Source organism: Archangium primigenium (assembly GCF_016904885.1).
GTDB classification, from domain to species: Bacteria; Myxococcota; Myxococcia; order Myxococcales; family Myxococcaceae; genus Cystobacter; species Cystobacter primigenius.
Genome location: NZ_JADWYI010000001.1, coordinates 9,056,594 through 9,069,907 on the forward strand (window position 1 = coordinate 9,056,594; position 13,314 = coordinate 9,069,907).

Annotated in this window: 8 protein-coding genes; 6 read left to right on the plus strand and 2 right to left on the minus strand. The window is 69.6% G+C overall.

Annotated elements, in window-relative coordinates; translation table 11 throughout:
* The first annotated feature begins 171 nt into the window (after positions 1-171).
* The 5 genes from I3V78_RS37110 (at position 172) to I3V78_RS37130 (ending at position 5,879) form a co-directional block, all read left to right on the plus strand.
* Positions 172-660 (plus strand): peroxiredoxin family protein, encoded by a 489-nt coding sequence (locus I3V78_RS37110; RefSeq protein ID WP_239576951.1) that lies wholly within the window; start codon positions 172-174, stop codon positions 658-660.
* Positions 657-1,562: a TIGR01777 family oxidoreductase gene (locus I3V78_RS37115; protein ID WP_204495513.1), complete on the plus strand. Its 906-nt coding sequence runs from the start codon at positions 657-659 to the stop codon at positions 1,560-1,562. The genes I3V78_RS37110 and I3V78_RS37115 overlap by 4 nt, the downstream gene beginning before the upstream one ends.
* A gap of 25 nt (positions 1,563-1,587) precedes the next feature.
* A complete protein-coding gene (locus I3V78_RS37120) occupies positions 1,588-2,055 on the plus strand; it encodes an NUDIX hydrolase (protein WP_204495515.1) in 468 nt (155 codons plus the stop codon).
* A gap of 576 nt (positions 2,056-2,631) precedes the next feature.
* Positions 2,632-4,542 (plus strand): hypothetical protein, encoded by a 1,911-nt coding sequence (locus tag I3V78_RS37125; protein ID WP_338023833.1) that lies wholly within the window; start codon positions 2,632-2,634, stop codon positions 4,540-4,542.
* Positions 4,539-5,879, plus strand: a complete 1,341-nt coding sequence (locus I3V78_RS37130; RefSeq protein WP_204495517.1) for a hypothetical protein — start codon at positions 4,539-4,541, stop codon at positions 5,877-5,879. Before I3V78_RS37125 ends, I3V78_RS37130 begins: the two co-directional genes overlap by 4 nt.
* A 253-nt stretch (positions 5,880-6,132) precedes the next feature.
* On the opposite strand, the gene I3V78_RS37135 is transcribed toward I3V78_RS37130, so the two are convergent.
* The gene (locus I3V78_RS37135; protein WP_204495519.1) at positions 6,133-6,888 is read right to left on the minus strand and encodes a DUF5953 family protein; all 756 of its coding nucleotides are present in this window, start codon (positions 6,886-6,888) and stop codon (positions 6,133-6,135) included.
* A 262-nt stretch (positions 6,889-7,150) separates the two neighbouring features.
* On the opposite strand from I3V78_RS37135, the gene I3V78_RS37140 reads away from it, so the two are divergent.
* Entirely contained in the window at positions 7,151-8,362 is a 1,212-nt protein-coding gene (locus I3V78_RS37140; protein ID WP_204495520.1) for a metallophosphoesterase, read from the plus strand.
* A 21-nt stretch (positions 8,363-8,383) separates the two neighbouring features.
* Here the strand turns inward: I3V78_RS37140 and I3V78_RS37145 are convergent, their stop codons facing one another.
* The gene (locus I3V78_RS37145; RefSeq protein WP_204495521.1) at positions 8,384-13,084 is read right to left on the minus strand and encodes a DUF4215 domain-containing protein; all 4,701 of its coding nucleotides are present in this window, start codon (positions 13,082-13,084) and stop codon (positions 8,384-8,386) included.
* Positions 13,085-13,314 lie beyond the last annotated feature (230 nt).

Below are 13,314 nucleotides of genomic sequence, written 5' to 3' on the forward strand. Positions count from 1 at the left end.
CCCTCGTAAGGAGATGTAAGCTTTGCGTATAAGGTTTGTCAAGGCTATGTTCAAGGTTTGTACATGACCCACTCACGACAATCCCTGAAGACCCGGCGGCTGATGGGGCTGCTGATGACCGCTCTCCTGGCCACCAGCCCAGCACTCGCCGCATCACCGGAGGCAGGCCCGATGGATGCAAGCTTGTGGAACTCGAATGGAAAGGAAGTGGCGCTGTCCAAATGGCGGGGAAAACCCGTCATTCTCTTCTACGAGGATCGCCACTCCACGACACTCAACGGCCAGCTCAAGGAGAGCCTGTTCAACCGGGGACGCCAGATGGGACTGCTCGACGCGGCCTTCGTCGTGGCGGTGGCCAACCTGGAGTCCTTCGACTTCTTCCCCGCGCGGGACATCGCGCTGTCGCACGTGCGGGACGAGGAGAAGAAGTGGAACATCCCCATCCTGGTGGACCTCAAGGGCACGATGAGCGGCGCGCCCTGGAGCCTGCCCAAGAAGACGTCCTCGGTGATGCTGCTCACCCCCGAGGGCCAGGTCGTCTTCCGCTACTCGGGTCGCATGGACCGCGAGGAGATGGACGAGTTCTTCCAGAAGCTCGGACAGCTGCTCGGGCGTGACATGGGCGCGGGCGCCGGAGCCGGCGAGGGTGCCCACCCATGAAGGTGGCCGTCACCGGCGCGAGCGGCTTCCTGGGGCCCATCCTCGTCCAGCGGCTGTTGGAGCGAGGCCACGAGGTGCACGTGCTGGCGCGTGACGTGAAGCGCGCCCTCTCGGGCCTGCCCTCGGGGGTGACGGGCTCCTACTTCGACACCATCACCCCTTTGTCTCCGGACGCGCTCGCGGGCGCCGAGGCGGTCATCCACCTGGCGGGCGAGACGGTCAACCAACGTTGGACAGAGTCGGCGCGCCGGCGCATCCAGGAGAGCCGGGTGGTGGGCACACGCATGCTCGTGGAGGCCATGAAGGCCGCGGGCACGGTGCGCCGCTTCGTGTCCGCCTCGGCCTCGGGCTACTACGGCGCGGACCGGGGCGCCGAGCCACTCACGGAGACGGGCGCGCCCGGGGACGACTTCCTCGCGCGCGTGTGCCGCGCGTGGGAGGCCGAGGCCCACGAGGCGGACGCCGCGGGCATCCCCACGGTGGTGGCGCGGCTGGGCGTGGTGCTGCACCCGTCCGGGGGCGCGCTGCGCCAGATGCTGCCCGCCTTCCGCCTGGGCGTGGGGGGCCGCATGGGCTCGGGCAAGCAGTACCTCAGTTGGATCCACCGGGACGACGCGGTGGGCCTGCTGCTCTTCGCGCTGGAGCAGGAGGCCCTGCGCGGGCCGCTCAACGTGACGGCGCCCGAGCCGGTGACGAACGAGGACTTCGCGCACACGCTCGGCGCGGCGCTGCGCCGCCCGTCCCTGCTGCCCCTGCCGGGCTTCGCGCTCAAGGCGGCACTCGGGGAGATGTCGCTCGTGGTGCTGGGCGGCCAGCGCGTGCTGCCGCGTGGGGCCCAGGACGCGGGCTACACGTTCCAGTACACCGCCCTCGCCCCGGCCCTGCGCGCCCTGCTCGCTTGAGCGCACACGCGCGAGGAGAAGAGGCATGGCGGAAGAGCGCTTCGGGCAGGACCACTGGACGGCCCAGTTGGAGCAGCGGCTCCACGAGCGCGGTTTCAGCTCGCTCACTGCCTTCGCGGACGCGCACCCGACGCGTCCCCTGGTGGAACTGGCCGAGCAGCTCGGGAACGACTTCAGCGCGGTACATCTCTTCAAACGGCTGGTGCACGAGGCGGAACGAAGCCATCAGGTGACCCGTCTCGTGCGCGGCCAATTCGTTCGTGAATTGCACGAGAGCTTTCCTGACGGCTGGCCCCCCGTCCTGGACGAGGAAACCCGCCTGGAAATCGCATTGGCGCTCGGATCCTGGTTCGGCTTCACTCCCGTGACACATCAGGGACGAGTCAACCGTGCCAGTGACGCGCTCCTCGCCCAGCCACCGCCCCCCGGCTGGCGCCCGAACGGTCCCGATGACGCGTTGCTGAGCATGCTCCTCCCCGACAAGGAGAGTTGATTCGAACGACGCACTGACTCACTGCGGAAATCGAACAAGCTGCGGCGTCCACGTCAGCGGATCATGCCCACCCTCGGGAACGTGACGTTCCCGTAGCGCTGCGGCGCGAGACGGGAGGAGAGGGCCAGCTTCCCACCTTCCGCAGCCCCCAGCCAGCTGCGCACCCAGTGAATTGACGGCCGCATCCGTACCCCCGTGTAATTCCGGGAGTACGATTTCCAGGCCATGTGGTTCGCTGGGGAGGTGCGGCATGTCCAACCGTCTTGTTGGTCCGCGCCCATCAGGCGCGCGACACCACCCCCGGGTGGTGCGTTGGTCCCTTTGAGCGGATGGGAGGAGCGGCTTCACGCGGAAGGCTTGAGGCGGCATCACCTCGGCCCGGTCCTCCTGGCCCTGTGGGCGCTGGTGCTATTGGGCGGGTGCGCCACGGGCCACCCACGCGGGAGTCTGCTGGGCGGCTTTGGCATGCACTCGCGATCCTCCGCGTTCCGCTCCAGTGCCGGGCCACGGCAGTCGGCATCGTCTCCTGCGCTGGTGGATGTGGCGGGAGGCGGGGGCGGCTTCCCCGGGCAGACGGTGGACCCATTGCAAGGCGGGCCTCCAGGTTGGCCCGACCTGTCCTCCAGCCAGGAGGTGCTCGCCCCCTTCCTGGCGTGCGACTCGCCCGCGGAGTTCATCGAGCTTCAGCGCGGGGTGGACATGGTCCGGCTGGTGGAGGAACTGGATGACTGGTCCGCTGTGCGGCTCGGCTCCCTGGGGCCTGTGCGCGCGGGTGCCGATGTCCTCAACCGCAAGCGCGCCGCCTTTCTCGTCACCGCCACCCGGGAGTATGGCGCCGCTCGGGCTGAGCTGTTTGCCCTCTTCCTCATCCACTCGGCCTTCGACGACGACCTGCAGCAGGTCCTCCTCCTGCTGGCCGGGGACAAGCAGCTCGGAGACACACTGGGACGCATGGGCGCTGTCCGCGAGGCGCTGCGGCAGCGGGGACTGAGCCTCTCGGACTACAAGGACCGGCCCGAGCGCCTGGGTGACATCGGCCGCGGACTGATGAGCGCCGCCGGCGAGGCCCTGTCCACCAGCGATCTGGTCCAGGGGGCCCTCGCCATGACGTACTCCGCGCAGCGCGGGCAACTGCCTCCGCCCTACCAGGCGTTGCTCGACGAGGTGGAGCGAGCGGAGATGGAGGCGGCCTTCTCACCGGGCAACGTGTTGCTGGGCGGCTTCGATAGGCTGACGTTTGGAGTGCCGGTGGGCTTCTACAACCTGGTGGCCGGCACGTGCCACGGGGTGTACTCGCTGTCGGAGGGCCGCTACGAGCAGGCCACGCGCGAGCTGTCGGCCGCGGCGGTGCTGGTGTCCTTGTACGCAGGAGGCAAGGGCATGCGTTACCTCTCAGAGGCGAGGGGGGTCACGGGCAGCCGGTGGGTACGGGTGGGGCAGTTCCAGGTACCGGAGTTGGGCTTCCAGGGACTGGCGCAGGTGGCGGAGCGGCTGCTGAACCGGCTGGGAGGGGAGGGTATCCGCGAGCTGGCCAGGTACATGCAGACCAACCGAGAGGCGGCCCTGTTGGTGTACGAGGGGGGAGAGGCGGGTGCCTTGGCCCTCTACGAGGCCCGGGGCAATGTGGCCAGGGCGCAGGCGTGGCTGTCGGAAGCGAAGTCTGGAAGCGCGGGGGTGCCCACCTCGACGAGGGCCGGTATCGGGAAGGGCCTCGGCAGCACGGCATCCCTATTGGACGAGGCGGCGGGTCTCACCCAGGAGGTGGTGGAAGCCAGGCTCTCTCAGGTGGAACTCGACTCCGCGGGCCCGCGCCTGCCCGGGAACGTGGCGGTGCTGGAGAAACAGCGCCCCTCCGTCAAGGCACCGCCGGAAGCCCAGGGGCACCCGCTCTGGAGCGAGTACGTCGCCTATTGGGAGAACCGCCTCGCGGAGCTCCATCAGCGCAAGGCAGTCAAACCGCCCCTGGCGTGGGCGGGCTACGAGCAGATGCGCGGGCTGTTCGCCCGAGGGCTCGCATTCGAGAGGACCATGGTGGACCTGCTGCGCGCCGATGCAGCCCTCCCACGAGCGCAACGCCGCTTCCTCAAGGACTTCAACCAGCCCCTCATCGAAACGTACGTGGGCGTCGCGAAGCCGGGCACTCCTGGCATCCGATTCGCGGACGTGCTCGTCATCGAGAAGCAGCCGCCCGCGGGCCAGCCGCCCCGCATGGAGACCTTCAGCTTCAAGAGCCGCAATCTCAAGCTGCTCGAGGGCAGATCCTTGGAGACGCAGATGAGGGTGGATGCGAACGACGCCTTGCAGTACTACGGCGGGACGCTGGACATTCGTCGGCCTTCCCTTGGCCTTCGCGGCACGCAGGTGCAGATCCAAAGGGTCTGCCTCATTTATGAAGGCGGCTTGCTCACCCCGGACCCACGAGCAGTGAAGAAGGCAGCGACGGCGGTTGAAGGGAATCTCAGAGGGGTAGAGGTGCTGTTCGAATGAAGGCGCTGAAGTTTCGGAACTTGAACGTGGAGGACCGTCTCAGGTTCTTTTTCGAGGGCGCTCTCGACCGTCAGCCTGCACTCGAGCGCGAACTGGAATCTTTCCTCCAGGCACTTGAGGGGGGCGCGGACCAGTGGATGCCGGACATCGTAGAGGGCAAGCGACGACGCAAGTACTCCCGCGCGGCTGTTTGGAAGGCCCTGGAGGAGGAGCGCGATGCGTACGGTTCAATCATCGAATTCCGTCGCACCGCATTGCCTGCCCTGTTGCTGACGTTCGCGCTCCGGTCTTCGCGAGAGCCTCCCGTATTGGACATCAGCCTCGACGTGCAACCCCTCTCCTTCTTCGCGGGGACGGAGCGTTGCGGCGGATTCGTGGACATGGTCCGCGCCTGGGCCTCCCGCTACCCGGTCACTCGTGCCTCGGCTCACAGCATGGCGGATGACCAGTTGTCGGGTGCTCCCAATTTTGGCCGCGACGACGAGACCACGCGGCGAGATGGATTCGACAAGGTATACGAGGTGTTCTGGCTCAATGTCTTCGGCCCGAGGTTGGTGGAAACCGTCGGCCGCGAGCGCATGCTTTCCACCCCGGCCCACCGGGTGGAGGAGCTCCCCAATGGCTCCATCCTCCTGCTGACCTGGCCCACCGCCGCGGACTTCGCTTCCGAGGAGGCACGCCAGGCCCAGGCCCGGGCGCTCGTCCATCTCCGGCCGGACCTGGACTTGGACACCGTCCTGCGGACCCTGCGCGAGCGCAGCGCCACGCTCGCCCCCGTAGCGCCCCGCTTCCACCCGGACGTGGCTCCGCTCCTCTCGCGCGCGGTGGACGACTTCGCCCTCGGTGAACGCCAGCGCAAGATCACCGAACTCAACGCCTGGCAGCCTCCCGAGCCGGAGGAGTGGCTCCCCGCCGACGCCGCGCTGCCTTCCGACGTGGAGGAAGCGGAGCGCGTCCTCGAGCACTACGGCTACCTCGCTGAACGCCTCGTGGCGCTCCTGCACTCCAACGTGCCCTCGGTCTTCAAGGCGACCCCCGAGTCGCTCACGGACACCGACGTCTACTTCTGGTCCGAGGACTTCCCGAAGACCCGCCTACGAGAAGTCATCGACGAGCATGCTGTGCCGGCCGTGGGCGCGTACCTGGGCGAGGTGCTGGTGCGGAACCTGGGAGGACAATGGATACCGCGCAAGAAGCTCGAAGAGGCACAGGTTCTCGTCGGCAACCGCGTCTGGTTCCCTTTCGTCCGGGCTCACCGTTACATGCGCTCCCGCCAGTCGCTGCTGGACTACTCCCTCACGCAACTCTACCGCGTGGCCGAGCGCTGCCGTTCCTGATGGAGGGCTGTTGGGCTTGTCGGCCTTGTTCGTGTGCGTGGTGGTGCTGTCTTGCTGAAGCTACTGCTGCGTCCGGCGTATGCGGGCCCCGGAACCGAGGCCCTCTACGTGGTACCTGCGACCGGCTCTTCCGCAGTTTGTGTGCAGCCCGTGTGCATCTGGCCAGTTGCCCGAGCGCGCCGTGCCTGCTTGCCTCTTCGAAGCACATAAAGCGCGGGAGAGCCACGTCAGCGGATCAAGCCCAGACCCTCCCTCAAGACTCGGCGCGACCGCCAATGACGGGGAAGCGCTCGTAGGTCCGCCGGAGGACCCCCAGATGCGCGGCATTGCTCGGATCGAGTGGCGCATCCGTGAGCCGTACCACCCACCCTCCCGACGCCGTTCGTCGGGACCGTGACATCAGCTCGGCATGGCACGCGGCCTCCGGAAAACCAATGGCCTGGGCGGCTGACGCCGACCAATAGTTCAACCATCCCAGGTGCTCTGGAATCTCGGGTGAGCGGATGTTCCATGGGAGATTCAACGCGGGCAACCCGAGAGGCGGCGCATGTGGCCCCACCTCCTCGGGGCATATCTGGTCCGCGATGATGTCCCTCATGGGGCCGGGCGCGATGACGCCCCACCAGGCGAGAGCACCCTCCGCGACGCGCTCCAGCATGTCCGCAGCCGCCGCGACAACGGCCGTGTCCTGTGGCAATTCGGCATGCACCACCAACCGGGGCTGCCCTCCAGGACTCGAGTCCCCGGAGTGACGTCGGCCGCCCATCGTCACCGGGTAATACTCATCTCCATTGCACAGCAACCCGAACTTGCCGCTCGCCGCGGTCTCCGCCAGCCACGCCTCGCGTCGCGGCAGCGCGATGGGTTGGCCCTCCTTGGAGATCTTCCACGCCAGGCGCAAGCCGGTGAGCGCGCGCTCCATCCCTTCAACGGCGGCGAGTGGACGACCATCGTCGCCCGTGAGTGCTGGCGCGAAGACGTGCAGATGAATGCGGGCTCGAGTGGTCATCGGGTGCACCCCGTGGCAGCGACATCAAAGTTCAGGTCCGTGCGCTTCAGCGCGGCCTTGTGCGCCTCGCTGCTCACTCCGATGGACTTCTGTGCGCATTCGCCATGGCACGGGCCTTCTTCCGATTGCAATGGTCCTGGACGATAGGATGCGCGAACCCCGAAGGCGGTAGCCCCTCTGAGGCGGGAGGAACGCACACTTCACGCTTCTTCACCCACGCGGTGGTTGCGTGGAAACAGGGGCCCATTAAGACAGGGGGCGCATGCCCATTCCCCCCCGGCTCCTCGTCTTCCTCGGTCTGCTGTCCATCCTGGTGATCAGCAGCCACATCTATCTGTACCGGCGCCTCGTGCGGGACACGGGCCGGCACCCCACCTGGCGGCGCGTGGGGCTCGTGCTGTGGACCCTGCTCGGCGCGACGCTGGTCACCGCCCGGCCGCTCTCGGCCCTGTTGCCCTCGGCCGCGACGAGCGCCCTGTCCCAGTTCAGCTGGTACTGGATGGGCGTGGCCACCTACCTGCTGCTCTCGGTGATGACGCTCGGCGGTGTGCGCGGCCTCGTCGAGTGGGTGGCCCGGAGACGCGCGAAGGCACCCGCCTCCGCGACCCTCGCGGCCCCGGCCCCCGTGTCCGAGGAGCGGCGCGAGCTGCTGGCCCGGGCGGGCGCGGGCGCGGCGCTGGCGGTCACCGGGGGCTTCAGCGGCTATGGCATGTGGCGCGCCTTCCACCCCCCCGTGGTGAACGAGGCGGAGGTGAAGCTGCCGGGGCTGCCGCGCGTCCTGGACGGCCTCACGATCGTGCAGCTCAGCGACATCCACGTGGGCCCGCTCATCCAGCGCCGCTTCATGGACGAGCTGGTCGCCCGCACCAACGCGCTCAAGGGTGACCTCGTGTGCATCACGGGAGACCTGGTGGACGGCAGCGTGGAGGAGCTCGGCCCGGCGGCGGCGGCGCTGCGCGACCTGCGCTCGCGCTACGGCACGTTCTTCTGCACGGGCAACCACGAGTACTACTCGGGCGACGAGGAATGGGCCGAGGCCCTCACCCGCATGGACGTGACGGTGCTGCGCAACCGCTTCGTGCGCGTGGGCGACGCGGGCGGCTCGTTCGACCTGGTGGGCGTGGATGACTGGGCGGCGGCGCGCTCGGGCTTCCCCACGCGTTCCTACGACCTGGCGGCGGCCACCCGGGGGCGAGACCCCTCGCGGGCGTCCGTGCTGCTCGCGCACCAGCCGGCGGGCTGGCGGGAGCAGGCGCAGAAGGCGGGCATGGGCCTGCAACTGTCCGGACACACCCACGGCGGCCAGTTCTTCCCCTTCACCGGGGTGGTGGCCGCCGTGTGGGAGCACGACGCGGGCTTCTTCCAGGAAGGCGCGCACTCGCTCTACGTGAGCCGGGGCACGGGCTTCTGGGGCCCGCCCCTGCGGGTGGGCGCGCCGCCGGAGATCGTCAGGCTCACGCTGCGCGCGGGCTGACGGGCTCCGGCGGCCCGGCGCTCAGGGCGCCTCGGTGGGGCTCGCGGAGTTCTGCGGATCCCGCGCGGCGCGCGCCACGAAGTCCGTGGCGTTGTCGTCCGCGTCGTAGCCGTTGCCCTTGAGCGCGTCCGCGCCGCCCGCGGCCATGCTCGCCGCCGTCGAGGTGGACAGGGCCTTGCGCTCGAGGCTGCCTCCGGCCGCGGGATGCGAGGGGATGGCGTTGCCCTCGGGCAGCATGCGGCCGGTGCCGAAGGCCACGGTGTCCACCACGCCCGTGAGCACCGTGGGGTCCACGGTGACGGCGCTCGTGCCCAGCCGCAGGTTGGCGGCGGTGGCCGAGACGTCCGTGCCGCCCCACGACTGGTCCGAGAGGACGCTGTTGGTGCCGATGGTCGAGTAGGCGTTGTTGGTGAGCAGGAAGTAGCCGTGCGCCTTGATGACCTTGCCCGTGTCGATGACCTTGAGGTTCGTGTAGTTCACGGCGGCGCTGGTCGTGCTGGCGGTGCGGTACTGGAGCACCCAGCCGCTCAGGTCGATGTCCGAGTCGGTGGGGTTGTACAGCTCCACGAAGTCATCCGAGGCGGCGGTGGGCCCGCGCGCGCTCACCTCGCTGATGACCACGTGCGGCTGGGGCGGCGCCACCTGGAGGCCCGTGGCCACCGAGCTGCCCGGGCCCACCTGGCTCAGCGCGTCCAGCCAGCCGGTCGTCTCCACCGAACCCGCGGTAAAGGTGACCTCGGCCGTCTTCGCCTTCTCCGCGATGGTGACGCTCTGCTTGTCGAGCGTGCCCAGCGCGGGGGAAGACAGGGAGAGCGTCAGCGGGAAGCCGCCCGCCTCGGCCGCCTTGTCCAGCGTCACCACGAGCGTGCGCGTGGCGCCAGGGGCGATGCGCAACGTGGAAGGGGTGATGCTCAAGAGCTTGGGGTACGGCACGCGCGTGGAGATGGCCACGGAGACATCCGAGGGCCCGAGCGAGGCGTGCACGGTGCCGGAGCCGGAGGCCTTGGTGTCGGCGGTGAAGAGGAACGTGGCCGAGGCGCTGCCCCGGGGCACCGTCACCGTGGAGGGCACCGCGCCGAAGGTGGCCCCGGCGACGGAGGCGGCGGCCGTGAGGGACACGGACGTGTCCCCTTCCGCCACCTTGTTGAGCGTCACGGTGAACTCCTGGGCCGCGCCCTGGACGACGGTGGACGTCGCGGGCGTGAGCGCCTGGAGCTTGGGGAAGTCCGCGGTGAAGCGGACCTCGGTCTGCGCCGAGCCCACCACGCCCTGGGCCCCCTGCACCGCGATGGCGCCCGTGGCCGAGGTGGACGCGTCGCGGTTGGCCAGGAAGGAGAAGGAGGCGGTGGTGGCGTCGGCCGCGAAGCTCACCGTGGCGGGCGCCGAGCCCAGCTCCGGGGCCACGGCCACCTGGAACGTCGTGCCCGCCGGGGCGGGGATGTCCAGGGTGGCCGTCACCGGCAGGGCGAAGCCCGGCGCGGTGAGCAGGGGGTTGGGCGAGAGGGACACGAGCGAGGGGGCCTCGTTGGTGCCCAGCACGCGCACCTCCGTCTGGAGCGCCGCGTAGCCACGCACCCGGGCCGACAGCGTCACATGCGCCGCCTGCGCGAGGGGAATCAGCGGCACCTCGACGCGGGTGGAGCCCTTGGGGATGAGGATCCGGCCGCCGTTGGCCACCCCGAGCGCGCTCGGGTCACTGGAGGTGACGGTGACCTCCACGTCCTGCCCGTCCGTCCCGGCGAGCACCAGCTCGAGCTTCGTCGGGCCGATGAGCGCGCAGCCCGTGGTGTCACAGCCCGCGTGCACCCGGATGAACTGGCCCGAGGCCGCGCCGAAGGACTGGAGGCCCGGGGGCGGCCCGAGCAGATCGCTCGCGTCCCGGGGCTCCACCTTGGAGTTGCCGTTGCGCCACTCCAGCACGCCGCGCACCCAGCGGTACTGGGTGCCCACGGCGGGCAGGGGCGAGTAGGCGTAGACGAAGTCGTTCACGCGCACGCCGCCCGTGGCCGGGGTGGTGTCGACGACGAACTCGTTGCTCGGCGAGGAGTCCCCGGCGCCCAGGGGCGGCTCCTGCTGGGTCACCGTGACGTCGTTGAGCTGCACCAGCACGCCCTCGAGCTCCGCGGCGCGCGCGCCCCCCGTGGCCACCTCGGCGGGCGTGACGAGGATGGGGGCGGGCACGGGCAGCGCCGCGCCCTTGGTGAAGGTGACCCGGCCGCTCAGCTGGATCTGCCCGTGGTACTCCACCACGTTGGCCGAGTTGATGGTGAGGCGGTCGCCCACCTTGGGCGTGGTGCCGGAGGAGTAGACGTAGACGCCGGACCACTTCTCGCCGTCGGGGCTGCGCTCGGCCTCGGGCACCTGGAGGTAGTAATTCTTGCCCGTCACCGCCGTCACCACCGCGCTGGGGATGGAGATGGTGGTGCCCACGAGCGGGTACTTGCCGCCCACGGGCTTCTTGATGGCGTAGATGGAGACGGAGCAGACCGAGTCGTCGGGGTTGGGCGTGGGGCACGCGTCGCACGCATCGCCATGGCCGTCACCGTCCGAGTCCGCCTGGTCCGGGTTGTAGGTGCCCGGGCAGTTGTCGTCGGAGTCGCGCACGGCGTCGCCGTCGCGGTCGATGGGCTCGGCGGCCAGACACGCCTTGCTGTTGGCGTCCAGCGGGCACAGGTCACACGCATCGCCCACGCCATCGCCGTCCGTGTCGGCCTGCTTGCCGTTGTCCAGGGGGCGGATGGGGTTGAAGAGGAAGGGGCAGTTGTCCTGCGCGTCGTCGATGCCGTCGCCGTCCATGTCCCCGAGCCGGCGCTGGCCGTTGTAGAGGTTGGAGCCGTTGACGGACGCGAGCGCGCCGGTGGTGGCGGTGCGGCGCGGCACGCACGTGGGCTCGTTGGTGGGCGGCGCGCCGCAGAAGAACAGCGGGTAGGAGGTCGCGTTGGCCGCCTGGAGGTCCGCGAGGCTCTTGCCCGTCGCCTCGCCCTTGGAGGCGTCGGCCATGGTCTCCGACTTCACGCACACCGTCTTGGCCGAGCCGCAGACGTCCAGCGCGTCACACAGCGTGTCCGCCGTCAGGGCGGCCACCAGGTTCGCATCGCCGAAGAGCGGCTTGCCGCCGCGCAGGGTGAGCACCACGTCCTCGGGGTTGGCGGCGATGACGGCGCGGTGGGGCGAGCGCACGTGCGCGTTGAGGCGGAAGATGGCCAGGTCCGCCACCTTGCCCAGCGCGATGCGGCCCAGCTTGTTGCCCGTGAGCGTCAGGTCCGCGGCGGTCCCCGTGGCCATGCGCCAGAGCTGCTCGTCGGTGAAGGAGTAGGCGAGCTGGACCTGGTTGAGGTAGTCGGCGCACTGCAGCTCGCGCAGCATGTTCATGGAGCCGGACTGCAACCAGTCCGTGCCCAGCGCGATGGCCACGCCCATCTGCTTGTAGAGCGTCACCTGGGCCGTGTCGCCGTACAGCGACTCGTTGGAGCGCGGCGACCAGATGAGGCCCGTGCCCGTCTTGGCCATGGTGGCCACCTCGGCCGCCGTCACGCCGACGCCGTGGATGATGGCCGTGCGCCCCGTCATCAGGTTCTGGCTCTTGTCGCCCTGGCCGGACAGGCAGCGGAACTCGTTGCGCGCCGCCTCGGTGATGCCCTCGGACACGTGCGGCAGGTAGGCGCCCAGCGCGGGGATGGCGCTCGGCGTGTCGATGCTCTTGTAGCCGCAGCCATTGGCGAGCAGCGGGCCGGAGCTGTCCCCCAGCGGGAACGTCTGGAAGTCCAGCTTGGGCGCGCGCAGGCCCCCCTGGGCGTAGCCCTCCGCCGCCGAGTCGTCCGTGCTCAGGTCGCGCAGGAAGCCCGCGCGGCCGCCGCTGCTGGCGATGGCCGTGGTGCCGGACATCACCTGGCGCAGCTCCGCCCACAGGATGGTGTCGATCTTCGCCGTGCTGCCGCTGGGCACCTTGGTGTGACCGGGGGACACCGGGCCCGCCGAGCGCCAGTCATGGCGGTGCTCGTAGCGCTCCTCCAGCGAGGCCGAGGGCGGCTTCTGGTAGTCGATGTGGTCGTGCGCGTTGATGAGCGCGGGGGAGATGACGCCCTGGGGGCAGGACAGGCGCGTGGCGCCCGCGGCATCCGGATGGGTCGAGCAGTCACACGCCGCGCAGGAGATGAGGCCATCGCGGTTCACCAGCACCTGGCCGCCCTGGAGCGTCCGGCCCTCCATCAGCACCGTGCCCTGGAACAGCCGCGCGCCGCCGCTGCCGGCCTCCACCACCGCGCACGTCTGGCCCGCGGCCGGCTGGGGCATGCTCTCCGCCGGGGCGCACGCCTCCTGCACCAGCGGCGTCACCTGGCAGTCGTGCTCGCACCCATCCCCGTCCACCCGGTTGCCGTCATCGCACGCCTCGCCCGTCTCCCGGATGCCATTGCCGCAGATCGCCAGCACCTCCTGATCCGGCGGCGTCGGCTTGCAATCGCGCTGGCACCCATCCCCGTCCACCTGGTTGCCGTCGTCACACAGCTCGCCCACCTCCACCTTGCCATTGCCGCACACCGCTTTCTCGGCGAGCTGACAGCTGTTGGAACACGCGTCGTCGTCCACGCGGTTGCCGTCGTCACATTGCTCCTCTCCTTCGATGACACCGTTGCCGCAGACCTCGGACGGCGAGGAGCAGGCGGCGGAGAGGAGGAAGAGCGCGCTGAGGAGGGCCAGGAGAGGTCGGGGGAGCTGTTGCATGCGGATCCTGGGGCTGGGGAGGAACGGAGGCGGGGTAGGAATGCAGGGGGCCTCGTTGGTGCCACGACGACTCGCGACCCACTGAAACATTCGAGCCACACCTTACGTCGGAGGTGGGCCGGGTGAAAAATCGCGGGCGACACCTGGACGCCTGGCCAGCCCGGATTTCACCCCGCGCAAACGCGCACTCCTGGACAAGCCCGCATCACCCCCGCACCGCGGGGTGGAGA